This is a genomic window from Marinomonas algae (genome assembly GCF_047525555.1).
In the GTDB taxonomy this organism is placed as follows: Bacteria; Pseudomonadota; Gammaproteobacteria; order Pseudomonadales; family Marinomonadaceae; genus Marinomonas.
On the sequence record NZ_JBLIXK010000004.1, the window covers coordinates 21,840 to 45,800 of the forward strand.

A 23,961-nucleotide genomic window follows, 5' to 3' on the forward strand; every position below is an offset into this window, starting at 1 on the left:
GCATTCTAATTATCAGAAAACTTCATTGAATACATATCTTTGTCAGCTCTATTTAACATAGTTTCGATGGTGTCATTCTCTTTTACTGATGTACAACCCACACTAAATTTAATAATTAATTCCTGATTTTTTAATTTCACACTTAATGATCGACTGTCATTAATTAACTGATCTAATAAATTAGAAAACGTATGACTTTCAAGGTGTTTAATTGTGATAATAAACTCATCGCCGCCCCAACGTGATACTTCACCTTTTCCTAAAAGAGTGGTTTTTAAATAGTTTGCTATTTTCTTAAGCACTTCATCGCCTATTGCATGACCATATTTATCATTAACGATTTTGAAATCATTTATATCAATATTAATAATGCTAAACGCTTGTCTCGACTCGTTCCATTGACGCATGTATTCGTTAAGATATAATTCAATACCTCTTCGATTATACAAACTTGTAAGTGGATCTAATTGGGACAATAAACTCAATGCTTTAGTACGCTCTTCTACTTTCTCCTCAAGTTCATTTTGATATTCTAGAATTGAATCCGACATTTCTTTATAGTGAGATACTAAGTTTTTTATTTCTAAGCCTGCTCTTTTGTTTATCTCCGGTACTAATATTTCATTTATTTTAAGAGCACAAACAGAGTTATCAAGCTCTTTTATGGGGTTAGTCACGATTAACTTTATCAGTAGATAAATTACAATCAGAGCAATAACTAAACTAATAATAAATACAAAAAACAAACTAGAAAACTCTGTCCAAGGTAAGAAGTAATCCACATCAATAAAGTTCACCTGAAACCAATCTATTTCAGGTATATAAATAACGCTAGCCAGTTCTCTAATACCATTTTTATAAACAACAGCCGTTTTAACAGAGTTAGGATTCTCCTTTGCCAATTGGAAACTATTTCTTAACTGCGTCTTTGAACCTTCATCATCTAATATCTGAAATATTAATTTTTTATCTTCTGATTGCTTTGTAATAGAAGCATAATCAATCAAGGCTTCTTCCTGATGGAGTTGTATAGAGCCTTCATAATTAGTAAAAAATATTGCTGAGTAAATATCTTGCTTTTCGACCATTTGATCTAGAAAATCAGAAAGATCTAAACCTGTACCAACAACACCCAGTATTTCGTTCCCTTTTCGTATTAAGACATCACTCCATAATTTAACAACGCCTAACTCAACATCTGGGTTTACATTCAAGTGGACGCTTAGGTTAATTTTCATAATGCTATAAAACCAGGCATCCTCAAGCTTGCTAGGATCAAGAGTATAGCGGTATGAATCCATGCCTAACCTCTCGGCTTCATCGTCACGATAGTAGTAGTTATTGTTCTTTTTCAGGGCAATAAAAAATGAATTGTCAGAGAATCTCGTTCGAAATTCTTCTGCATCACCTAATGCGGTTTCTTTTAATTCTTGATTATTAGGATCATTTGCCCAATTTTTAATTGAGTCAATTTCAGCAAACTCTTTAGAAAGCTCTACTTCTTGAATCAGAGGTAAAAGTGTACGCACTTTGTCATATCGAAGTTGTTTTTCTGCGTAAATCTCAACCCAATTCGAAATAATATCTTCGGCTAGAACTTTCATCGACACCCAGGAAAAGAAACCTGTAAGGCAAAATATGATGGTTATAGAGATTAAAAACCTAGATTGAAGTGTCATTTTACCCTTTCCTAGAAGCATAAATTTAAAGCACATGAATATTGCTCACAATTAATAGAAAATACCAGTTAAATGTGGAGGAATTTTGTATTTAAATCGTTACCTTGACTTAAAACAATGCGTTATAATCTTTTGGTTTAGTGTTAATAATTTCAAATAGAAAGAGTATAAAATGAACTTCTCTGACCTTGGCTTGCTTCAAGACATTGTATCCGTCGTTAATTCAATTGGTTATGCAACCCCTACGCCAATACAAGAATCAACTATTCCACTGATTCTTAAAAATAAAGATGTTATGGCTGGTGCTCAAACAGGAACAGGGAAAACTGCCGCATTTTCTTTACCTCTAATTCATAACATTATCTCAGAAACAAACTCAGTTAATGCGGATAAAATTAAAGTATTAGTACTTACTCCAACTCGAGAACTTGCACAACAAGTGCATTCAAGCTTTGTTAAATACAGCCATGACTTACCAGTAAAATTTGTTGTGGCTTATGGCGGAGCCAGCATTAATGTACAGATTACTGCACTGAAATGTGGCTGTGATGTTCTAGTTGCAACACCTGGCCGCTTATTAGAATTACTGATGAAAGAGCTTATTGATCTGAGTTCATTAAAAACACTAGTACTTGATGAAGCCGACCGAATGTTAGATATGGGATTTATTATTGATATACAAAGAATTTTAAAAAAACTCCCTGAAAGCCGACAGACATTGTTCTTTTCAGCAACCTTTAATGATGACATTTTCAAATTAAGTAAATCATTATTAAAAAGCCCTGTGCTCATAGAAGTGGATAACCGTAATACGACAACACCCCAAGTAGAGCAGACTTTTTATGCTGTCGATAATAATCGTAAAAGCAGCCTTTTATCCTTCCTCATTGGCTCTAAAAATTGGCAACAAGTTCTTATTTTCACTCGCACCAAGCAAGGAGCAGATGAATTAGCCAAAGAAATGCAGAAAGACGGCATTCCAACCCAATCTATCCATGGAGACAAATCCCAAGGTGCTCGAGATCGAGTGCTTGCTGATTTTAAAGCAGGCAAAGTGCGGGCATTAGTTGCGACCGATGTGGCCGCACGAGGAATAGACATAGAACAACTTCAATATGTCATTAATCATGAACTTCCCTATAACGCAGAAGATTATATTCATCGTATCGGTAGAACGGGCCGCGCGGGCGCAACAGGGTTGGCAATTAGTCTTGTGTCTGAAAAAGAAAAGTATTTACTCAAAGACATAGAAAAGCTCGTTGATGAGCAATTTATTCTTCAATGGCTACCAGGATTCGAGCCAGACATAAACAATACGAACAATTCACAGAAAAAACGTGAGCCATCCAAAAAAGAGCTTCGAGCAAAAGCACTTGGGCTTCATAAAACTAAAAATAAGCCTAGAAAAAAGCGCCCCAGAAGCTCGTAACGAGATACGACAAGCTATTTATCCACATCCTCTGCAACTTATACAGCCTCTACTGACGCAGCTCAGCTTATCTAAAAGATCTAGCTGATGCCGCGTCATACCTCTATTTCGATGATTCACAGTCAAGATTGTCTCTACAAAGCCCGCCATCACAAACATCACTTCCAAATAAAAAACGCCCATTTTTCAAAAACTTAAAAACAGAATCACCACTTCCTAGCTATTTTTTCGCACTAAATATCACCCGAAAAGCCATCAAATAAAACGGATTAATGTGTCTATATTTATTGAAAACCACATCAATATAGAACAAATTTACTGTAAAATTATTGTAAAACCACAGAAATACACATAACATTTACAACAAATACTACACCGTAGTTTTTTATTATTTTTTCGCTTTTAACTATCAGAAAGGGCTGTTTGATAATGAGAGATAATGATGAAATTTTGGAAGCCAACTCAGAAAGAGAATGCGCCTTCTACTCTGATTATTTGCTCAAAAATATTAGAAGCGCATCAATTAAGAATTTACGGGGAAATACTCACGAAGAACGAGTCATCAAGCTAAATGAAGAATTAGAGGGTTTGATCAAGAAAAGTCGAGCACCTAAAAACTTCGCCTCTCAAATGCGCAGTGCTTTCAAAGCAACTCAGTTATCTATTCAACATTTTCGCTGGCTTGATAAGAAGGATGAAAGACTATGCAATTGGTTGTGGTGCTATTTAAAGAAAGCAACTTCCCAGACAGAACCAGAAGAAACCGTCAGAAATGAAAGCTTATTGCTTCTATCCGCTAAGGCTTTCCAAATAGAAAGAGACACTGCAGCAGAAAGACAGGTTGATATTCTGGATGCCTTTTACCATGGAGAAGCCACAGCCTCTCAGCAGCAAGAAATACTGGAGCTATTGAAAGCAAAGTGGCATGAGATTCGACAAGATGTCTCGGTAACCAATTGGCTAGAAGACAACAATCCAACACATTGGTCTTGGGCTTGGTCCTACCTACAAAACAACACGCAAAGACCTTTAGAACAAGCTTGGCTACCAAGTAATGATGTGGAAAAAAGAGCCGCAGTTATTGCTACTCTCGATTTATCTGATAACGTAGACCGCAAAGCCTTAGTCATAGATAAAATGAAGAAAGCTTGGAGCCAAAAGAAATTCAGAGAAAAATCCAGTGGCAAAAAGCCCTACAGCATCAGTATGACGCTCAACACTAAGCAAAAATTGAACGCTATGGCCGAGGAAAAAGGTATGAAAATCAATGAAATGATTGAGTATTTGGTACAAAATGAGTTTAAAAATCGCGCTATCAACGAATGATTTAATCGTTCCGCAATATAAAAGGATTTTACCATTCTCTCTCTTGTTCAAATCCGCCTAATATTGACGCTTTCCATTATCACTTAACCACCGAATAACGAGCCGTATGAAAATCCCAAAAAGAATACAACCACTGATCGAAGACGGCTTAATAGATGAAGTACTTCGACAATTAATGAGTGGCAAAGAAGCCACGGTTTACATTGTACGCTGTGGTTCAGAAATCCGCTGCGCTAAAGTCTACAAAGAAGCGGGCAAACGCAGTTTTAAACAAGCTGTTCAATACAGAGAAGGCCGTAAAGTCCGTAATAGCCGCCGCTCAAGAGCCATGGAAAAAGGCTCAAAATTTGGTCGCGATGAGCAAGAAAGCCTTTGGCAAAATGCCGAAGTAGATGCGTTATATCGTCTCGCTGGGGCCGGTGTTCGAGTTCCCAAGCCTTATGGTTGTTTTGATGGTGTACTTTTAATGGATTTGGTCACGGATGATAGTGGTGAAGTAGCGCCTCGCCTGAACGATGTCGTATTAAGCGAAGAACAAGCTAAGCGAGATCATGAAACCATCATCCGAGACATAGTTCGTATGTTATGCGAAGGGTTAATCCACGGAGATTTATCTGAATTCAATGTGCTGGTTGATTCTCACGGCCCTGTTATTATCGATTTACCCCAAGCGGTCGACGCCGTCGCCAATAATAATGCGAAATGGATGCTAGAACGTGATGTGAATAACATGCGTAACTATTACGGCATGTTTGCACCAGAGATTTTAGAAACCAAATACGCTAAAGAAATTTGGGCGCTATTTGAAGCAGGTAAGTTAACACCTACTACTGAGCTAACTGGCCATTTTGATGAACCTGAAGAAGCCGCAGACGTGGACTCAGTACTGACTGAAATCCAAGAAGCATACCAAGAAGAGCAAGAGCGCCTTGCTCGTATTCACGCTGAAGATGAGCCTGATTGATCGCGATTTAAAGCATATCCAATCTTTTTTGATCATTATTTATACATAAATTGAATTGCTTGAATAATTATGTATAATCCCGCCTCGTGTTTGACCACTGAGTCAAAACTAAAACTTAACGGCAGAAAGTTCATTATAAAACGATGAGCTTTTTCTATTTGGGTTCCCTCACCCCAATCAAACGAAAAAGGTCAAAATATGAGTAATTTCACACCTGCGCAACAGGCGAAAGCGCTGCGCTACCTAGCAATGTTCCACCTAATCATCATTGCTTCTAGTAACTATCTGGTTCAAATCCCCTTCACGATTGCAGGATTTCATACCACTTGGGGAGCATTTTCTTTTCCCTTTATCTTCTTAGCAACAGACTTAACAGTCCGCATATTTGGCGCTGCGTTAGCACGCAAAATCATCTTCCTAGTCATGATTCCATCGCTTATTGTGTCTTATGTGTTGTCAGTGATTTTTGCAAATGGCGTATTCCAAGGGTTTGAAACACTGGGTTCGTTCAACACTTTTGTTGGCCGTATCGCGCTTGCTAGTTTATTGGCTTACTTGTTAGGTCAGATTCTGGACATAAGAGTATTCAATAAGCTGAGAGCATTGAAAGCATGGTGGATTGCACCAGCAGCATCAACATTGCTTGGAAATGGCTTGGATACATTAGCCTTCTTTGGTATTGCTTTTTATCAGAGCCCAGACCCTTTCATGGCGCAACATTGGCAAGAAATCGCCCTTGCGGATTATGCATTTAAGCTGATTATTAGTCTTGGCCTATTCATTCCAATTTATGGTGTTTTGTTGAATTACTTAACCAAGAAAATCACCACAATTAACCCATCGTTCACTGCTTCAGAAGCAAAACTGGAAAGCTAACACCAAAGGTCGCCAAATCGATCTCGATGACTGAGGTAGACTCGTAGATCGAATTCAAGCTGATGGTAATCTGGCTCCATATAGCAGCAAAGCTTATAAAAGGCTTTGCTGTGATCCTTCTCTTTTAAATGTGCTAACTCGTGCACGACAATCATCTTTAGCAAGGGTTCTGGCAACTGCCGAAACAAAGCTGCAATACGAATCTCATTCTTAGCTTTTAGCTTATTTCCCTGCTTTCTAGACACATAAGTATGCAAACCCAGCGCATTATTGATGATGTGGATTTTGTCGTCATAAATGACTTTACTGATTGGTGGCGAGCTTCGCATAAACTCATTTTTGAGATCCATAGCGTATTCATATAAGCCACGAACACCATTCAAATTATGAGCCGTTGGATACTTCTTCAATAACCATTCTGCAGACTTTTCAGTGTCTAACAGACTTTTAACTTGCTCTTGAACATGGTCGCTGTAGCCATTTAAATAATTTTTTACGCTTTGAGTAGGATTGTTTTCGCTCATAACTTCCACTGAATTTATAGGATTGCCTAGATCCATTATTTAATGGTGATAACGACCTTCATAGCAAGCCATTAACCTTCTACTTTGGCACTTAACGCTTACTCTTAAGTGAACAAGAACAACTTACAAGCTGCTAATGTCGACATAATCCGAATCATCCATTTGAACTGTATTGGGTTCACTTTCTTTAAAAAGTGGTAGCCAATATAAGAGCCAAGCGCTAACCCAGGTAAAGCGTACAAGCTGGTTTCCGCACTTTCGACAGACAACAAGCCAATGCTCATGTACAAAGGAAGCTTCAATATATTAATGATGAAAAATGCCCATGCTCGGGTGCTAACGTAAGTCTTTTTCTCTAACTTTTGCTCTAGTAAAAATAAGCTAAACAAAGGCCCTGCTGCATTAGCGACCATGCTGATTACTCCTCCAAAGAAGCCCATTAAGTAAGCCGTAACTGGTTTACGCATGAAAGCAGCAGGTCGAAAATCAAGGTACAAGCCCAATACAATCATGGCGACAATGGTTGCACCAAGAAAGCTTAAAAACTGGTCTGCATCTAGGTTTGCTAAAAACTGACTACCAATGAAAACACCTAGAAAGGCTAACGGTAAGAATCGACCTAAAACGCCCCAAGCTATTTTGTTTCTGTAACTGGCGACGGCCATTAAATCTGTCACAAGGTACAACGGCAATAATATCCCTAACGCTTCTGGTCCAGGAAAAGCGATCATAACGATCGGCAACACCAGTAAGCCCATACCGCCTACTGAAAACTTTGAAAAGCCGGTAATCAAACCCGCTAAAAACAATACGACTAACGGTAAATCCACTTAGTCCTCCTTACTTCTTCTAATAACAATCACATAACGGCTAGATGAAAAATAATGTCTTTCAAGTGCTCGTCCAATGAGTGAAATAATAAGGCAAATAATGAAAAATAAATAATTTCGTTTTATTATTAATACGATAATAATTTGTGATCATTATTGGAAGGCATACTATGAAACTAGATCAATTAAGAGCCTTTATTGCAGTCGTTGAAACAGGCAGCTTTCGCTCCGCCGCAGATGCCATTCATAAAACTCAGCCAGGCATCAGTGCTGCAGTTAAAGCACTAGAAGCTCAATATGGAATTTCGTTATTTGATCGTGACAGTTACCGCCCAACACTCACGACAGAAGGACATGCTTTTTTCCAGCAAAGCAAAAAGCTGATCTCCCAAGCGCAGCAACTTGAAAACCTAGGTCATGATTTAGCGAAAGGCATAGAAGCGCCCTTGCACCTTTGTCTGAGCCAAATGAGCGTAAACGATGCCTGCATGATGAGAATAAAGGCGTTTCAATCACAATACCCTGAAACTTCTTTAGACATAATGACAGACCATTTGTACGGCGTTCAGGAAGCGCTCACGAAGAATAAATGTGAGATTGCCATTGGACCAAGATATGGATTAGATGATCGTCACGCCTTCGTAGAGCTGTATAGAATCGATATGATTACTGTTGTGAACCCTGAAGTATTGGCTTCCCTTACTCAGAATCAAACCAACCCATCAAAAATGCCGATAAATGGGGCGAAGATAAAGCAACAACAACTTTATGCTTTACCGCAGATTCTAGTTTCCAATACTGCAGCTAACTCCGCAGAAAATGGCCACAGATACGTGCTACCAACAGGTAAACGCTGGTACGTGAACGATTTTCAGACAAAAAAAACCATGCTGCTGCATGGTCTTGGTTGGGCGAGAATGCCGAAACACATCATTGGCTCAGAACTTGAAAATGGTCAGTTAATTCCAATCGAGGTCGAAAACTTCACGTCTCAGAACCAAGTTCCTATCTTCATGATTCGCCTTCGCCATCAGACTCAAAGCGCTCAATCCTCTCTCTTTTGGGAAAGAATGAAGCGCTTTTCTGATACATCAGATAACCTTGTGAAATAAGCTCCTAATGAATAGGTCTTATGGTTTCTTGTTCAGAGCCCAATCATAGCTCAGGAATTTGATGTCTACTTTTTCATTACTAAGATCGGCTTTTACACTCTCAGGTAGTGACATGGCAGACGCATAGTTGTGAATAAAAGCTTCCAATGAGTTGTAGCCTTTCCAACCTTTTTCAAAGTCTTCTCGGTACCATTTGAAGATAGAAGAAAGCTCTAATTTCTTACCATTCAAACGGTTACGACTGCTATCGGCTAAAAATAATTCAGTTTGTGTTTCTAGCAAGCTGTCTAAGTTATCACCTTGGAAGGCAATATTAGCCAAAGCAGGGCAACCAATACTTGCGCAGTTAACCGCAAAGTGGATACGAGGATCGTTATAACGATCTGAGCCACGAATCAGCGTATGCTCGATGTTATCAAGAGAACGTGTTTCTCCTAACAAGGGCACAAACTCTTTGCTCCAAGGAGAACTAAAAAAGCTTCCCAAATCCTTAATCGACTTCAAGTCAGGCCATTTCGTCAGAATGAAACTGACTGTCCAGGCATTGTATGCGTTAATCAAAAATGCCAGCTGATCTTCTTTTGGCCAAGCATCAAATTCAGACTGACTAACACCTTCTAACGCTTTTAAATATGCATTTAAAGCAGCTTCATTATCAGCAAAGCCTTGGTAATCTACTTGGCTGGCCTTACCGCCTTCAAGCAAATGAACATTTTGTTGTAATAACGCATTCCATGCGGAGTGGTCAAAAGCGTTAGCAGCATTGGCGCTAACACTTTGTAAACCTAATAGAGCACATAAAACAATCAACCAGTTTTTCATTTGCTTAACCTCGACGCCATGTATGGTATTTTTCAATCCAGTTCAGAAGACGCTCTGGTGTGTGAGCACGTTTCCATTCACCAGCGGCATATTTGTTCGATTCCGCCCACGTTGGGTAAGTGTGAATCGTGCCTAGAATCTTGTTCAAACCTAAACCGTGTTTCATGGCCAAGACAAATTCAGCCAGTAAGTCACCTGAATGTTCACCCACAATGGTAACGCCTAAGATCTTATCTTTACCCGGAACCGTTAAGACTTTCACAAATCCTTTTGTCGCACTTTCTGCAATGGCACGATCCAGTTCGTCAAATTCATAACGCACCATTTCATACGCAATGCCTTGCTCTTTGGCTTCTTGCTCACTTAAACCAACGCGCGCCACTTCTGGGTCAACGAATGTCGCCCAAGGAATCACACGGTAATCGGCACGGAACTTCTTAAAGGTGCCAAACAAAGCATTTACTGCTGTGTACCAAGCTTGGTGTGCCGCAACATGAGTAAACTGATAAGGGCCAGCCACATCGCCTGCTGCATAAATATTTGGGTAAAGTGTTTCTAAGTAATCGTTCGTCACGATATTGCGATCTGTTTCGATGCCTAGGTTCTCTAACCCATAGCCTTCAAGGCGGGCTTGACGACCAACAGCACACAACAAGGCATCAAATTCGATCACGCTTTCTACGCCGTCTTTTTCGACAATTAAGCGCTTTACATCACCTTCTTTCTCACAACGAACCGCATTATGAGAGGTTAAGATATTCACGCCATCCGCTCTCATGCTTTTCTGAACCAATTCAGACACTTCTTCGTCTTCACGAATCATGATGCGTTCGCCACGTTCCACCTGTGTCACATTTGAGCCAAGGCGAGCGAAACTTTGCGCCAACTCAGATCCGATCGGGCCACCGCCCAACACAACAAGACGTTTTGGTGGCTCATCAAATTTAGCGAACTCTTCCCAAAGCGTATCGCTCGTGTAATAACCCACATCGTCTAAACCTGGTAATGGTGGTACGAATGGACGAGCGCCTGTTGCCAACACAATACTGCGCGCAGTCATACGTTTTGTGCCGCCGTCATTCAGTTGAATTTCAACTGTCCAAGGGTCGATCAGTTTCCCGTAACCTTGTACAACATCCACACCAAGGGCCGTGTAACGCTCAACACTGTCATGAGGCTCTATCTGGCTGATGACATCATGAACGCGTGCCATGACTTTTTTGAAGGAGAAAGTGGGCTCACTGCTGTTCAAACCGTAGTTTTCGGCATGTCGCATTTGCTGGGCGATTTTGGCACTTTTAATGATGGCTTTACTTGGTACACAACCATAGTTAAGACAATCACCACCCATTTTATTGGCTTCAATCAAGGTCACTTTGGCTTTAACCGCAGCTGCAATGTAAGCACTTACTAAGCCACCAGCACCGCCACCAATAACAATCAGGTTACGATCAAATGTTTTTGGTTTTGTATAACCTGCATAAACACGACGCGCTTTAATAATGTTGATCAATTTTTTAGCAATCAAAGGGAACACACCTAATAGAACGAAAGAAAGTAGTAGTGGAGGAGACAAGATGCCCGACAAGCTCTCTAGCTGACCAAGCTGCGTACCTGCGTTCACGAATACAAACGTACCTGCCAACATGCCTAACTGGCTCGCCCAGTAGAAGGTGAAAGCACGAATGGTTGTTAAACCCATCAACAGGTTAATCAAGAAGAAAGGGAAAATAGGAACAAGACGAAGCGTGAATAAATAGAAGGCACCTTCTTTTTCAATGCCTTCATTAAAGGCTTTTAAACGGTCACCGAAGCGCTTTTGCACTGTGTCTTGAAGCAAATAGCGGGAAACAAGAAAGGCTAACGTCGCACCGATACTGCTGGCAAAGGAAACGATTAATAAACCCCAACCTAAACCGAACAAAGCGCCAGCGGCTAATGTCATAATCGCAGCGCCTGGCAAAGACAAGGCAGTCACAATCACGTACAAGACCAAAAACGCACCGCCAATCAACAGAGGGCTTTCAGCACGCCATGCTTCAAATGTATCTAAACCTGACTTCAAACCCTCGAGAGTGAGTAGCTTATGCAAATCAAAATAAAAAAATACGGCAGCAAGTACCGCGATGATGACCAGTAACCCAATTTTCTTCATGTAAGACTCCAATACAATCATTCCAGTGCAAATCAACACGTTATGCAGCTGATGTTATAAATATTAGACGTCAAAAGGAGAATAATGTTACAAATTCAAAAATTATTTCTGAGATAAACTCTCAAAAGCCACAATTCGTCCATTTTATGTGGCTAATAAGACCAACTTTATCTATTAGATATTTTAGAAGAAGCAATTAAGCGGAATACTAAAAAGCAAGCAGATAAGCCTAAGGCGCAAATCACTAAAACCATAGAAACTAATCCGTTCACGCCAAACAGAGTCACAAGCGTCGCAAAAACTGGCGGCCCGATTGTCGCACCAAGATTACCAAATTGAGCAATAAGCCCATAACCCTGAGCTTGTTCTGCCGGATTTCTTGCCAATACAGGAATCAAGGCTAACGATGCACCAGGAATCATACCTAAGAACAAAATCAGCACACCAACAACAAAAGCAAACCAAAGCGGCTCTTGATATACAAACAACAAAATAAGACCGCACATCGCCACGGTGGAGTAAGCCATCATGGCAACACGTTGAGGTTTCATAACATACTGCGCCAGCGCACCAGCAATAAAGGTTCCACTGGTACTGACTAATGGTAAAACCACCAGCATCAAAGCTTGGATAGTTGAGTCACTCACTAAACGAGGAATGTACGTCAGTAAGGACACTAGCGTACAGGTATAAAAAAGAAACACTGTACTGGGCAAAAGCGCTCTTGGGTTACGGTAAACATTCAGCATTTGACGTAAAAAACTGCCTTGATTGGCACTCACAGGCGCAATATCCAATACCGGGTTCTTACGTAGCAATACAAATAACACAACGCCCATCAAAGAGATCAACACACCGTGGCTAAAAAACAACTCACGCATGCCATAATTATCCAGCGTCCATTTACCCACGCCACCACTTACTGCGAAAGCCACTCCAAAAAAGGTTCCCCATAATCCCATGGTTAAAGATCGATGCTTGTCCGAACTTAACTTGGCAATTAACGTCGGTGCAGAAACCACCACGCCCAGTTGAGAAAAACCTTCTAAAATTCGTGTAATAAAGATCAATTCAAAAGGCGGTAATGTCGCTTGGATAAAAGACAAAATACCGCCTAAAAACAATGCGCCCATTAATACTTTCAGATAACCCACTCGGCTCGCAATCAGACCGCCAAATACGCCAAAGACTAAACCAGCCACACCCACAACAGACAAAGCAGCGCCTGTTAATGTTGCTCCTGTTTGATAATGCTGTAGCAAAGCGTCATAGGAAATAGAGAACTTGGCAAATTGCATGGCGGCAGAAACACCCGCAATCCAAAGAAATATGACGGGGATAAACTGTGTTTTTATTTCAGGAATGTGTGTTTTAAGGGACTCAGATGGCATTTATTTTCCTTATCGAAAGCGTCCATATTGAAAAACAAAAGAAGCAATCTTTCTAATCTTGATCTTTTGGGCAGAAATAGGCGCGCTATTCTAAATCAAAGTCGCCGCTTTAGGGGATAGGAAAGGAGAAAATATAAAGAATAGCTTAACGTAAATCACATTAAGCTATTCAACTGAGTTGATTAGGACTGATGAGTCACAATCGTAAGATCGGACTTTCGAAGCTCTTTAAAGCGCAATCCAATGTTGCCAAAGATAAGCAGAAATCCACCGATAATTTGGTAGAAGGTTAAATCCAAATCTAAAAAGTACCAGTTAATCGCCGCAGCGAAAACAGGGAAAGACAACTCAGCTAACGTTGCCAATTGCGCAGGCACTGTTTTCAGTCCTTGATAATAGAACCACATGCCAATGAAGCCGCTTAGCAAAGCCATGGCAACCACTAGGCTCAGATCGACAGATTTCATTGCCGTTAAGCTGCTCGTCTGCGCCAGCGCTAAAGGCAATAATACCAACAGGCCTGCGACAAAGCGGCCAGACATAATCGCATTAGCAGGTATGTTTTGATGCGATAAGTACTTCCCACATACCGTTGCCGCGCCCCATGCAAAAACAGCAATTAAGGTATATCCATAGCCTTTAAAAATGCTCATGTTATCACTAGAGTAATGCCATTGAGCCTCTCCTAAGGTGCGTAAATCTGGCCACATCATCACAAAACTACCAAAAAGAATCACCACAGCCCAACGTAAAAATTGACCTTCAATGCGCTCTTTCAAGAACCAATAAGCCAACAAGATCGCAATCACGGGTTGTAGCTTCTGCAGCAAAATCACCACGGTTGGATTCAAATATTGAAACGCTTCGGTGAATGCCAAGGTTCCCACAGCGGAGCCAACGCCACCAATGAAAAACAAACACAGAAAGCTATTCATCGACATGTGGCGATAAACATGGCGTGCACGCCAAAGCATAGGACTAACAAATAGCACCAAAGTAAGGTGTTCAATAAGAACAATTTGCAGAGTGGAATAACCCGCACCCAAAAGTGGATAACGAATTAAAGTATCAAGCGCCCACGTAAAGCACGCGATCATGATAAAGAATGTTCCTGCCATCTTGGTTTCTCCAATAAGTAAGATGCACAGGGGTGATGAGGAATATACCAAGACACTTACATAACCAAAGCATGTAAGAAAAAACGCGTAGAAAGCGCCAACAAAAATGACCATTGCTCGCTAAGAGAAATGATCCTTTGTTGCTTGGTCGATCTTCTATCATCCGGACTGTAACCGTCGGCTCTGGAGTCTCACCAGATCTGCTGACCTTAGATTTTCAATTGCTATTCAATCTAAGCGCTCGCGGGCTTTTTAATGCAATACCAAAGAAGCATTTTATTAAATTACCGCCGGTGGGGAATTTCGCCCCGCCCCGAAGTTCGATTAATGTAAAAAGTAATGGACTAACTCTAAACCCATCCTCGTTTTTAGGCAATATACTCAGCCACGAGAAAGCCATTTTATGCTGCATCTTAGCTAAAAATTGCTATACACTTCCGTCCTCTCATTAAGATTCTCTGAATGAAAAGGAATTTACGTGCAAACATCTTCAAGAAGTGGCGTTTTTTACGCGTTAAGCGCCTTTATTCTGTGGGCGATTACTCCCATTTACTTTAAGGAAATGTCGTTTCTTCCTGCAACAGAGATCCTTTCACATCGTATTATCTGGTCTTGTCTCATTGTCTTAGTCTTAATTCTAATACTAGGTTACGGCAAAGCACTTAAAGCCGTGATTCAATCGCCAAAAACCTTAATGGCTATGGCAATTTCTACTGTGCTGATTGCAATCAACTGGGGAACATTTATTTGGGCCGTACAAAACGACCAAATGCTTAGCGCCAGCTTGGGTTATTACATTAATCCGCTCATTAGTATTTTATTGGGTGTGATCTTTTTCAAAGACAAACTAGATAGAGTTCGTAAGGCCGCGGTTCTTTTATGTTTTGGAGCAGTGGCGTTTGAGGTAATCAAATTTGGCTCTTTGCCTTGGGTTGCTTTATCTCTCGCCATCAGCTTTGGCTTTTATGGCTTAGTACGTAAAAAAGTCGCAGTGGATAGTTTTACTGGTATGGCGATTGAAACAGGAATCCTTTTGCCTTTCGCGCTCACTTATTTGATGTTGACGGATTCTTCCTCTGGGAATATTTTCGACAACAGCACAACAACCAATTCATTACTTTTCGCGGCGGGCCCTGTCACCATGATTCCACTCATGTGTTTTGCGGCGGCGGCGAATCGCGTCAGCATGGTTACGCTCGGCTTTTTTCAATATATTGGTCCAACCGGCATGTTTATTTTGGCGGTATTTTTATATAACGAACCCTTAAGTATCGATAAGCTGATTACCTTTATTTTGATTTGGGCAGCTTTGGCTATGCTGGTGTTCGACTCTATTCGTCGAATGCGTAATACTCGCGCAAGAAACGCATTACAAAAAAGCCAAGAAACGCTCTAAAATCGGCTTATACAGATAAGTCGATTTTTTACGATTTTAGGTGAGATTTTTATTCCCTTTTTCCTCGCTTAAGCACACAATCGGCGCCTCTTTGGCCACTGATACGACTTAAATGAAAATCATCTCTTTTGATGCATTACGAACACTTCATTTACCGAATGTTCGATACATAAAACCTGAATCTATGTATGAACATTTAGATGAAATCAAACAGGCGGATTGGCTGCTTTTTCCTCAGTATTGGCAATTAAACGCCTTAATATTTGGCCTTAAAAAGCGCATATTTCCTAGCTTAGCCTCTTACATGATTGGTCATGACAAGATCGAAATGACTCGTACATTTCGTACAGTGGCGCCAGCACATCACCCTTATACTGTGATTGCAGCAAACACACCTTATGAAGCAGACAAAATCTGGGACGAAATGCCATCGCCTTTCGTGGCGAAAATTCCCCGCAGCAGCATGGGAAATGGTGTCTTCTTGATTGAAACATTAGGGCAATGGCGTGATTACATCGCTCAGACAGATGTGCTTTATGTGCAGGAGTACTTACCCATTGACCGCGATATGCGCATCATTTGGGTCGGGAATAAAATCGTCAATGGTTACTGGCGCTTACAGTCGGACAATGGTTTCCACAATAACATTAGCCAAGGCGGCCAAGTGGAAGTGGCTTTGATTCCAAAAGAAGCTCAAGACTTAGTGACCTTTTTAGCGGAATCATTGGACATTAACCATGCTGGATTCGATGTTGCGATGGTCGGCTCTGTTCCTTATGTAATTGAGATCAATCGTATTTTTGGGAACCAAGGAATCAGTAGCATTCAGCACGATGTGAATAATGAGCTTCTCAATTATCTAAATGAGCAGCATGTATTATCTACTGCAGGTTTGATTGATCAGCCAAGCGGGTTTTAGGCAAGAAGGTTAGAGAAGCTACTTTTCCATAGCGGTGAGCGCTTGCCTCAAATACAAGGCAACATCACCCTGTGAGCGAGTTTTGATAGAGCACTCTTTGATGGCTATCAAGTAGTCTGTGGCAAACTTTTTCTCTGAGTGGCGGTCATCTAGATATTCTATAAATCGCGACTGTTGACGGTTAAACAGCTTTTTCATCAATTTAGCTTGAGCAAGGTTCCCGCCATACAACTTAAGCAGTTTCGGATCAATCACATCATTCTCAAGGTAGCGGGCATAACCAAACAGGCCTTTATGTATGATTTCCTTGTCTTCTGGCGAGTACACAGACTCTGAACTTTCGAGCTTGCTATTAACGAAGTCCACCAACGCCAAGCAGGAGTGAATTTCATTGATAGAGGTTTTAGCCATAGCGTTCGTCATGGAAAAGAAAAAAATGACAAACAAAGTACTGTGTTTATAGATATTCAAGCCGCCTTCCTTTTTATTATTTATCACTTAGACCAAAAGCGCCTAAATGCACACCTGACACAAAGTATATTAGTACCGCCTTTTTAGGGTGTCATGTTGTGAATTATTCTTAATAAAATATCATACAAAGTACACAGAGCGCACACAATGAATCTCGTAAGCCAACGGCGTAAAAGATATGAAGCAGGAAAACAACGCATTGATTGACCAGAAAACTCGTTGCGCATGGACAAACTCCGCACCGAATTTTCCTCGTTATCACGATGAAGAATGGGGCTTTCCTATTGCAGATGATCGACGTTTGTTTGAGAAGCTATGCTTAGAAACCTTTCAGTCAGGTTTAAGCTGGCGCACTATTTTGAATAAACGCGAAAGCTTCCGTGAGGCGTTTCAGCACTTTGATTTCCACAAAGTGGCCACCTTTGATGAGCAAAAAGTAGCAGAGCTCTTAGCTAACAAAGACATAATACGCAACAAACGTAAAATCCTCGCGGTTATTAACAACGCGAAGTGCGCACAAGAAATGGTGAGAACAGAAGGATCGCTTGCTGCTTTTTTCTGGCGTTATGAGCCTGATGAAGGCTCGTTACCGCAACCAGAGACTCAAACCACCTGCAAAGAATCTATTGCCTTATCTAAAGCGCTCAAGAAGCTTGGCTGGACTTTCGTTGGCCCAACAACGCTTTACGCTTTTATGCAGTCTATGGGATTAATAAACGACCACGCTGAACATTGTTTTATGCGAGCAAAAATAGACCAAGCCAGAAAAGCGTTTAAAAGGCCCTAACACTATGACAATCATAGTGCCCAAGAGAAATGCCTACTACAGTACGATTTCTCGACGGTAATCTTTCAGCTCAACACCTAAAAACATACTTAATAGTACTCCGTCGTTTTCAAGCTGGTCTTCATTATTATGATTAAGAATATTGATTCTCCGACCGTCTTCAGTCAGTAAATTCAATTCAAAGCAGGCATAACTCAAGGCATTTTTACGCTTAATTATTTTGTTATTTATTTGCAAAGATACAATGTGCTGTAGTTTTACATTTCGATCTTTGTGGTTTTCAAACACACCTAATTTTTTATCAAAACGAGCGCGACGCAAAAACGGTTGGATTAACATAATGCCAAAAGCACCAATGGCAATACCAAACCCACCAACAAATATTGAAAGATCATAGTGAGCAGAAACAACTAACAAATACGCAGCCAGACTCGCTAAAAAGCCGCCGACAACAATATAGACAACACAAAACATCATGGCGCCAACTGTCGGTCTTAAATAGGCGTTATTTTTCGTTATAACCAGTGTATGCGAAAGAAACTTGGGGCCATCTTTAAGCAAAGTACGTGTCAAATCCACAACGTAGGAGTCACTTCCGTTTGTGTTGTTCTCTATCATTCCGCTACCTCAATCATTAAGGAATGCTCAAATGCATCTCACATAAAAAAACCCACCGAAGTGGGTTTGTTTTATATCATGTAATTACGCAGAAATCGTTAGTTAAAAATTACTTGTCGTAACTCTTAATTTCACCAGATTTCACACGAGCAACAAATGATGCCAATTCTTTCTTAACGATCGGCATTAGGAAATACAAACCGATGATGTTGAAGATAGACATTGCAAAGATAGCCGCATCAGAGAAGTCGATTACCGCACCAAACTGAATAGTTGCACCAACGATTACGAAGAAGCAGAACATCAATTTAAACGCTAGCTCAACTTTTTTGCTTTCACCGAATAGGTAAGTCCAAGCTTTCAATCCGTAGTATGACCAAGAGATCATAGTAGAGAATGCGAACATAACAACGGCTAATGCCAACAAGTATTTGAATACACCAGCTGTTTCAGTGAATGAAGCCGCTGTTAGAGTAACACCCGTTAAACCACTACCATCAAATGGGCCAACGTTTAGGCCAGCAATTGTGATAACCAATGCCGTCATAGTACAAATAACAACCGTATCAACGAATGGTTCTAGCAAAGATACTAGACCTTCAGTAACAGGTTCTTTTGTTTTTACTGCAGAGTGAGCAATCGCAGCAGAACCAACACCAGCTTCGTTAGAGAATGTTGCGCGTTTCAAACCTTGAATCAATGCACCAACAAAACCACCAGCAACACCAGCACCCGTGAAGGCACCTTCGAAGATAGCAGCAAAAGCAGCACCAACTTGACCAATGTTCGCTACGATAACAATGATTGCCATACCAATGTATAAAGCAGCCATCCAAGGAACGATCTTCTCAGTAACAGAAGCAATAGAAGGCATACCACCAACGATTACAGAGAATACTAGAGCTGCTAGAACAACACCTGTGATGATGCCGTATTCGCTTGGTACTTCAAATGCGTAAGTCAACATAGCGTGAGCTTGGTTGGCTTGGAACATGTTACCGCCACCTAGAGAACCTAGGATACACATTAGAGCGAAACCAACAGCCAAAATTTTACCTAAACCGCCTAGACCTTTCTCAGCAAGACCTTGGCTCAAGTAATACATTGGACCACCAGAGATAGCGCCTGATGGCAAAACCGTACGGTATTTAACACCTAGAGTACATTCGCAGAACTTAGACGCCATACCTAGAAGACCACAAAGAATCATCCAGAAAGTCGCGCCAGGACCACCAATCGCAAGGGCAGCACCAACACCAGCAATGTTACCAAGACCAACTGTGCCAGAAAGAGCCGTTGTTAGTGCTTGGAAGTGAGATACTTCACCATCTTCTTTCGAGTTTGGATCAGTGTATTTGCCTTTAACGATATCAATCGCCATACCTGCACGTTTAAACTGAACAAAGCCAAAGTAAACAGTGAAGATAAGAGCAGCTAATAGTAACCAGCCAACGATGATTGGGAAGCTTGCTTCACCAACTGGAACGCTTTTAAAGATTAACCCAACAAACCAACCGGTATAATCGTTAAAAAAGCCATCGACACTCTCACTAAAGCTACTAATTGTTTGCTTAAAGGAGCCTGCCTCTTCAGCAAAAGCACTTGTACTTAGAGCCATAAACAGGCCCATAAAAACTGCTTTTATTTTTTGCATATTTTTTTCCTTGTATGAAATTTTGAAAAGTCCCAGTGTGCATCTCATGAATAAATATTTACAGAGCACTTATTAATACCCCCATGAAAGAATCATGCCACATGACACTTTTATATTAAGTAGCCTCTGTCTTTTCTATTAAATTGGCTAATTCAATAAAAATGACCTTCTAAAACGGCTCTTTTTTTAGATGTGATTTAGCAAAAATCAGTAATAACTACCTGTTTTTCTACGCTTTTTCCTTTGCGTGATCACTTTTAAATCACAACACAGCCTTTATCATACTTCATACGCACCGATTTTGTGCAAGAAATTTGCACATACATTAAAAGATTTTCATTCTTAACTACAATCAGCCAATGAAAAACACCGTATAAGAAGCTCAAAAGCCTTAATCAAAGTAATTAAGGCCTTCCTAAAGCCATCACTCCATTCCCGCGCCAATCGTTGCGCGAACAGGTATGCCTTCGATTTCAAAGCCTTCTAGGCAATAGACGTTAATGCCAAAGAAATCGGGTGAGACGCGTTTTCTATGGAAAGGGTAAATACCACAAGTTTTGCAAAAGAAGTGTCGCGCAGTATGGGTGTGAAATTTATATTCAGTGAGGCAATCTTCGCCCTTAATGAGCTCAAATTTGGTTTCGTGCACCTTTACCATTAAGGCATTTTTTCTGATACAGATAGAACAGTCGCAAGTAGTGAGTTCAGGAGCATCTGTAATGATTTTGAATTGCACGCTACCACAATGACAACGTCCAAAATATTCTTTTTCTTGCATACGATGACTCCTTTATAAGCTTAATCACTCAACAAAGCGGCGGCACTACCACAAACCGTCATAATGAAAAGAAACCATTTCAGATGATTCGGGTTAGCCTTAATAGCCATTTTTACTGCAAGAAATGAACCTAACATGGTGCCAGAAGCGAGGATCAAACCTGGAACCCACAGAATTTGATCATTCCAAATAAACACACCCAATGCCAAAGCAGTGAAACCCAGCGTACAAACCATTTTCAGTGCATTAGTTCGCACCAAGTCATAACGCAAAGTTCCAGCCAAAGCGGCAATCAGAATAAAGCCAACACCCGCTTGCACAAAACCGCCGTAAATACCGGCGATAAACAAAGCGACCCACGCACTCGGCTTTTCTCTTACTTTAAATGGAATTGTACCTTCTGGCGGTGCAATCATGGCAGGACGAACAATCATAATGAGTGTCATGCTTATCATCGCACTGAGTAACAAAGGTTTCAGCCATGCCTCTGGCGCATAGCTGGCAGCAAAAGCGCCAACCACACCACCGAGCAACGAAGGAATCATCACAGGTAAAATATCGACAGTGTCTAGCTTTTGAGCTTTTCGAAAACCAAATGTGGCAGAGACATTTTGTAGAAAAACACCAACGCGGTTGGTGGCATTGGCAATGTCCGCAGGCATTCCCATCACCATTAAAGCAGGCAAGGTCAAATTAGAGCCTCCGCCAGCTAGCGTATTAATAATACCGGCAACAAATCCTGTACCAATCAACAAAGTCACAGTAAATAAGCTGTAGTCCATCTAATATATCCTGATTCTGGCTCGTAAAAATGGACGCATAATATAGGCAAAGCCGCTACCTGACAAAAGAATCATAATGCTGCGTTATAATCAAAAATCCATAAAATGGAGTTATCGTCAATTAGATGTAAATTTATGTTACCAATTCAAATTAAACTCAATTATGATCGATTTCATTGGCCTGTATTCATTGGCTATTCACGGACGTAAAAGTAGTTGGTGCTAAACCACTACTGACACTGTTGCTTATTGACATAGCTTTAAGAGAGGAACTATGACGATTAAATCCAAGATCATTGCACTAGTAGCGGCAGGAGTCATACTCCCCGTATTAATCATATCCATTGTTGTTATCAACAATATCCGCTCAAATGCGATCGTAAACTTCGACCAGCAGAGTCAAACAGAAATAACGCACGTCGACACCATTTTTTCAATGTTTCTTAATAACTTAGCTGAGAATGCAGCTTTCTTTGCTCGTGCAAATGCCTTAACGGAATTAACGGCTGGCGATATTGAAATCTATAAGAATAAACCTAAAGCTATGATGACTCCCGATCAAAACTCTCCAGCGGAGCAAAGAGCATTCGCCTTAATGGATGATTTTGGTAAGACGCACCCTGACTTAACTTATATTTGGTTGGGTGCTAGTGACTCCAGCTATCTACAATGGCCAATAGGCAACAATAATGAAAATTACGACCCAACCGTTCGCGGCTGGTATACCGGCTCAATCAACAGCACTGAACCGGTTCGTATTCCTGCCTATGTTGATAGTGGTACTGGTGCACCTTTGGTGGATTACATTCAACGCTTTGAAGGTAAAGATGGTTATTACGGCGTGGTTGGTGTTGATGTCACTCTACGTAAATTGACAGAAATGTTAGCCAAGGTGAAGTTTGGCGGTGAAGGCTATGTTGTCATGGTCGAAGATACTGGAAACATCCTTGCCGACCCTTCAACACCTGAGAATAACTTTAAAAAAATAGACGAAGCATCCCGTCCTTATGGAACGCTTAATGAAGGATCCGATGTTCAAGAGATAACCATTGATGGAGAAACTTGGTTCGCTAAGGTTTATATATCTCCAGAACTCGGTTGGAAGTTTATTGGCTTGGTACCAACAAGCGTGGTATTTGCCAATGCTAACAACCTGATTGTCACGACAGTTGTTATTGCCATTGTCATGATTGTGATCTTTATGGTCATTGGCTCTATTCTATCAAGCCTTGTCATTCGTCCAATCAAAGAAATGGCGGACAGCTTGACTGATATTAGTCAAGGTGAGGGCGACTTAACGCAGCGCCTTGAGGTAAAATCAAAAGACGAAGCGGGACAAATGGCCATCGCATTCAATGAATTTGTCTCTTCCATTGATAAAATCATCGGCCACACAAAATCCTCTTGTAATCAAATAAGTGGTGTCGCACATCGTTCAGAAGATCTTTCATCAGAACTAAGCGGTGTAGTTTCTCATCAAGTTAATTCTGTTGACCATGTTTCCACAGCCTTCAATGAAATGGTGGCGACCTCAAATGAAGTGGCATCCAACTGCACAACAGCAGCACAAGCCGCTGAAAACAGTGAAAGCCAAGTTCAGGAAGGTAATCAGCTTATTCAGAGAACCATGTCATCTCTGAAAAATTTAGAAAGTGAAGTAAATAGCTCAAACGAAACGATTCTGGACCTAGCGAAAGAATCTGAGAGTATTCTCGGTATTCTCGATACGATTAAAGCGATTGCAGAGCAAACAAACTTATTGGCACTCAACGCTGCTATTGAAGCTGCGCGAGCAGGCGAACAAGGTCGAGGCTTTGCGGTTGTTGCAGATGAAGTACGAACACTTGCTGGACGCACCTCTGAATCTACAGATGAAATCGACAAAATGCTCAATAACTTGCAGCAGCAAACAAGTCACGCTGCAAGCAAAATGAACAACAGCGTAAATGTCGTAAAAGATTCTGTTGGCCTTGCTGCTCAAACAGCGGAAGTCTTTGAAAACATTCTGAAATCTGTTCTCGATATCAAAGATATGATGATCCAAATCAGCGCCTCTGCAGAAGAGCAACATATTGTGGCTGAGGAAATTAACAGCAATGTGGTCGTCATTCATGATGGCACAATTAAATCAGACGATTTATCTAAAAAAGTGTCACAAACGGCTACTGCATTAAATGAATTGTCGAATGAATTGCAAGATATGGTAGCGCGTTTTAAATCAAGCACTTAGATTTCTAACAACACTATTTATCAAAATAAAAAGCCACTTCAATCTGAAGTGGCTTTTTTGTTGTTCCTGACCCGTCCTCAAATCGATTTCTCACTATTGA

The 23,961-nt window shown here is 40.8% G+C and carries 21 protein-coding genes and 1 riboswitch; of the genes, 9 read left to right on the forward strand and 12 right to left on the reverse strand.

The genetic code is table 11. From position 1 onward, the window contains the following. Nucleotides 1–5: 5 nt before the first annotated feature. Entirely contained in the window at nt 6–1,679 is a 1,674-nt protein-coding gene (locus ACMUMQ_RS08045; protein WP_414681474.1) for a GGDEF domain-containing protein, read from the reverse strand. A gap of 172 nt (nt 1,680–1,851) precedes the next feature. On the opposite strand from ACMUMQ_RS08045, the gene ACMUMQ_RS08050 reads away from it, so the two are divergent. From ACMUMQ_RS08050 to ACMUMQ_RS08065, 4 genes are all read left to right on the forward strand, one after another. Continuing rightward, entirely contained in the window at nt 1,852–3,108 is a 1,257-nt protein-coding gene (locus tag ACMUMQ_RS08050) for a DEAD/DEAH box helicase (protein ID WP_414681475.1), read from the forward strand. 429 nt (nt 3,109–3,537) lie between these two features. After that, on the forward strand, nt 3,538–4,434 hold the full coding sequence (locus ACMUMQ_RS08055) for a hypothetical protein (protein WP_414681476.1): 897 nt from the start codon (nt 3,538–3,540) through the stop codon (nt 4,432–4,434). A gap of 106 nt (nt 4,435–4,540) precedes the next feature. Beyond that, a complete protein-coding gene (locus ACMUMQ_RS08060; protein ID WP_414681477.1) occupies nt 4,541–5,398 on the forward strand; it encodes a PA4780 family RIO1-like protein kinase in 858 nt (285 codons plus the stop codon). Nucleotides 5,399–5,596: 198 nt separating this feature from the next. Then, nucleotides 5,597–6,274 carry a 7-cyano-7-deazaguanine/7-aminomethyl-7-deazaguanine transporter gene (locus ACMUMQ_RS08065; RefSeq protein WP_414681478.1) on the forward strand — a complete coding sequence of 226 codons (678 nt, stop codon included), beginning with the start codon at nt 5,597–5,599 and terminating at the stop codon, nt 6,272–6,274. On the opposite strand, the gene ACMUMQ_RS08070 is transcribed toward ACMUMQ_RS08065, so the two are convergent. Then, nucleotides 6,271–6,798: a M48 metallopeptidase family protein gene (locus ACMUMQ_RS08070; RefSeq protein WP_414681479.1), complete on the reverse strand. Its 528-nt coding sequence runs from the start codon at nt 6,796–6,798 to the stop codon at nt 6,271–6,273. The two genes, ACMUMQ_RS08065 and ACMUMQ_RS08070, sit on opposite strands and share 4 nt — an antisense overlap. 104 nt (nt 6,799–6,902) lie before the next feature. Beyond that, complete coding sequence (locus ACMUMQ_RS08075) at nt 6,903–7,628, reverse strand: sulfite exporter TauE/SafE family protein (protein ID WP_414681480.1); 726 nt, start codon at nt 7,626–7,628, stop codon at nt 6,903–6,905. 170 nt (nt 7,629–7,798) lie between these two features. Between ACMUMQ_RS08075 and ACMUMQ_RS08080 the strand changes: the two genes are divergently transcribed. Next, entirely contained in the window at nt 7,799–8,740 is a 942-nt protein-coding gene (locus ACMUMQ_RS08080; protein ID WP_414681481.1) for a LysR family transcriptional regulator, read from the forward strand. Between the two features lie 18 nt (nt 8,741–8,758). On the opposite strand, the gene ACMUMQ_RS08085 is transcribed toward ACMUMQ_RS08080, so the two are convergent. The 4 genes from ACMUMQ_RS08085 to ACMUMQ_RS08100 form a co-directional block, all read right to left on the reverse strand. Beyond that, nucleotides 8,759–9,562, reverse strand: a complete 804-nt coding sequence (locus ACMUMQ_RS08085; protein ID WP_414681482.1) for a DUF547 domain-containing protein — start codon at nt 9,560–9,562, stop codon at nt 8,759–8,761. A gap of 4 nt (nt 9,563–9,566) precedes the next feature. Further along, nucleotides 9,567–11,717 (reverse strand): dihydrolipoyl dehydrogenase family protein, encoded by a 2,151-nt coding sequence (locus ACMUMQ_RS08090; RefSeq protein ID WP_414681483.1) that lies wholly within the window; start codon nt 11,715–11,717, stop codon nt 9,567–9,569. A gap of 167 nt (nt 11,718–11,884) precedes the next feature. Beyond that, nucleotides 11,885–13,108, reverse strand: a complete 1,224-nt coding sequence (locus ACMUMQ_RS08095; RefSeq protein WP_414681484.1) for an MFS transporter — start codon at nt 13,106–13,108, stop codon at nt 11,885–11,887. A 182-nt stretch (nt 13,109–13,290) separates the two neighbouring features. Beyond that, nucleotides 13,291–14,226 (reverse strand): DMT family transporter, encoded by a 936-nt coding sequence (locus ACMUMQ_RS08100; RefSeq protein ID WP_317005668.1) that lies wholly within the window; start codon nt 14,224–14,226, stop codon nt 13,291–13,293. A 147-nt stretch (nt 14,227–14,373) separates the two neighbouring features. Then, a riboswitch (FMN riboswitch) is annotated at nt 14,374–14,551 on the reverse strand. A 153-nt stretch (nt 14,552–14,704) separates the two neighbouring features. On the opposite strand from ACMUMQ_RS08100, the gene rarD reads away from it, so the two are divergent. Together rarD and ACMUMQ_RS08110 are read left to right on the forward strand one after the other, a co-directional pair. Beyond that, entirely contained in the window at nt 14,705–15,622 is a 918-nt protein-coding gene (gene rarD, locus ACMUMQ_RS08105; protein ID WP_414681485.1) for an EamA family transporter RarD, read from the forward strand. 112 nt (nt 15,623–15,734) lie between these two features. After that, the gene (locus ACMUMQ_RS08110; RefSeq protein ID WP_414681486.1) at nt 15,735–16,541 is read left to right on the forward strand and encodes an ATP-grasp domain-containing protein; all 807 of its coding nucleotides are present in this window, start codon (nt 15,735–15,737) and stop codon (nt 16,539–16,541) included. Between the two features lie 18 nt (nt 16,542–16,559). On the opposite strand, the gene ACMUMQ_RS08115 is transcribed toward ACMUMQ_RS08110, so the two are convergent. Then, nucleotides 16,560–17,012, reverse strand: coding sequence for a hypothetical protein (locus tag ACMUMQ_RS08115; protein ID WP_414681487.1), 453 nt, complete (start codon nt 17,010–17,012; stop codon nt 16,560–16,562). 178 nt (nt 17,013–17,190) lie between these two features. Between ACMUMQ_RS08115 and ACMUMQ_RS08120 the strand changes: the two genes are divergently transcribed. Then, nucleotides 17,191–17,799 carry a DNA-3-methyladenine glycosylase I gene (locus tag ACMUMQ_RS08120; RefSeq protein WP_414681488.1) on the forward strand — a complete coding sequence of 203 codons (609 nt, stop codon included), beginning with the start codon at nt 17,191–17,193 and terminating at the stop codon, nt 17,797–17,799. A gap of 36 nt (nt 17,800–17,835) precedes the next feature. Here ACMUMQ_RS08120 and ACMUMQ_RS08125 read toward each other — a convergent pair whose 3' ends face one another. The 4 genes from ACMUMQ_RS08125 to ACMUMQ_RS08140 form a co-directional block, all read right to left on the reverse strand. Continuing rightward, nucleotides 17,836–18,417, reverse strand: a complete 582-nt coding sequence (locus tag ACMUMQ_RS08125; RefSeq protein WP_414681489.1) for a hypothetical protein — start codon at nt 18,415–18,417, stop codon at nt 17,836–17,838. A 109-nt stretch (nt 18,418–18,526) separates the two neighbouring features. Next, nucleotides 18,527–20,071 (reverse strand): alanine/glycine:cation symporter family protein, encoded by a 1,545-nt coding sequence (locus tag ACMUMQ_RS08130; RefSeq protein ID WP_414681490.1) that lies wholly within the window; start codon nt 20,069–20,071, stop codon nt 18,527–18,529. A gap of 424 nt (nt 20,072–20,495) precedes the next feature. Then, nucleotides 20,496–20,849 (reverse strand): GFA family protein, encoded by a 354-nt coding sequence (locus ACMUMQ_RS08135; RefSeq protein ID WP_414681491.1) that lies wholly within the window; start codon nt 20,847–20,849, stop codon nt 20,496–20,498. Nucleotides 20,850–20,869: 20 nt separating this feature from the next. Next, a complete protein-coding gene (locus tag ACMUMQ_RS08140; RefSeq protein ID WP_414681492.1) occupies nt 20,870–21,631 on the reverse strand; it encodes a sulfite exporter TauE/SafE family protein in 762 nt (253 codons plus the stop codon). Nucleotides 21,632–21,905: 274 nt separating this feature from the next. Between ACMUMQ_RS08140 and ACMUMQ_RS08145 the strand changes: the two genes are divergently transcribed. Next, on the forward strand, nt 21,906–23,861 hold the full coding sequence (locus tag ACMUMQ_RS08145; RefSeq protein ID WP_414681493.1) for a methyl-accepting chemotaxis protein: 1,956 nt from the start codon (nt 21,906–21,908) through the stop codon (nt 23,859–23,861). Nucleotides 23,862–23,961: the final 100 nt, after the last annotated feature.

Coding starts and splice junctions, on each gene's coding strand:
- ACMUMQ_RS08125 (WP_414681489.1), bottom strand. CDS start 18,417: ATGATAGAGAACAACACAAACGGAAGTGACTCCTACGTTGTGGATTTG.
- ACMUMQ_RS08085 (WP_414681482.1), bottom strand. CDS start 9,562: ATGAAAAACTGGTTGATTGTTTTATGTGCTCTATTAGGTTTACAAAGT.
- ACMUMQ_RS08135 (WP_414681491.1), bottom strand. CDS start 20,849: ATGCAAGAAAAAGAATATTTTGGACGTTGTCATTGTGGTAGCGTGCAA.
- ACMUMQ_RS08145 (WP_414681493.1), top strand. CDS start 21,906: ATGACGATTAAATCCAAGATCATTGCACTAGTAGCGGCAGGAGTCATA.
- ACMUMQ_RS08070 (WP_414681479.1), bottom strand. CDS start 6,798: ATGAGCGAAAACAATCCTACTCAAAGCGTAAAAAATTATTTAAATGGC.
- ACMUMQ_RS08050 (WP_414681475.1), top strand. CDS start 1,852: ATGAACTTCTCTGACCTTGGCTTGCTTCAAGACATTGTATCCGTCGTT.
- ACMUMQ_RS08090 (WP_414681483.1), bottom strand. CDS start 11,717: ATGAAGAAAATTGGGTTACTGGTCATCATCGCGGTACTTGCTGCCGTA.
- ACMUMQ_RS08055 (WP_414681476.1), top strand. CDS start 3,538: ATGAGAGATAATGATGAAATTTTGGAAGCCAACTCAGAAAGAGAATGC.
- ACMUMQ_RS08110 (WP_414681486.1), top strand. CDS start 15,735: ATGAAAATCATCTCTTTTGATGCATTACGAACACTTCATTTACCGAAT.
- ACMUMQ_RS08100 (WP_317005668.1), bottom strand. CDS start 14,226: ATGGCAGGAACATTCTTTATCATGATCGCGTGCTTTACGTGGGCGCTT.
- ACMUMQ_RS08130 (WP_414681490.1), bottom strand. CDS start 20,071: ATGCAAAAAATAAAAGCAGTTTTTATGGGCCTGTTTATGGCTCTAAGT.
- ACMUMQ_RS08120 (WP_414681488.1), top strand. CDS start 17,191: ATGAAGCAGGAAAACAACGCATTGATTGACCAGAAAACTCGTTGCGCA.
- ACMUMQ_RS08140 (WP_414681492.1), bottom strand. CDS start 21,631: ATGGACTACAGCTTATTTACTGTGACTTTGTTGATTGGTACAGGATTT.
- ACMUMQ_RS08080 (WP_414681481.1), top strand. CDS start 7,799: ATGAAACTAGATCAATTAAGAGCCTTTATTGCAGTCGTTGAAACAGGC.
- ACMUMQ_RS08095 (WP_414681484.1), bottom strand. CDS start 13,108: ATGCCATCTGAGTCCCTTAAAACACACATTCCTGAAATAAAAACACAG.
- ACMUMQ_RS08060 (WP_414681477.1), top strand. CDS start 4,541: ATGAAAATCCCAAAAAGAATACAACCACTGATCGAAGACGGCTTAATA.
- ACMUMQ_RS08045 (WP_414681474.1), bottom strand. CDS start 1,679: ATGACACTTCAATCTAGGTTTTTAATCTCTATAACCATCATATTTTGC.
- ACMUMQ_RS08065 (WP_414681478.1), top strand. CDS start 5,597: ATGAGTAATTTCACACCTGCGCAACAGGCGAAAGCGCTGCGCTACCTA.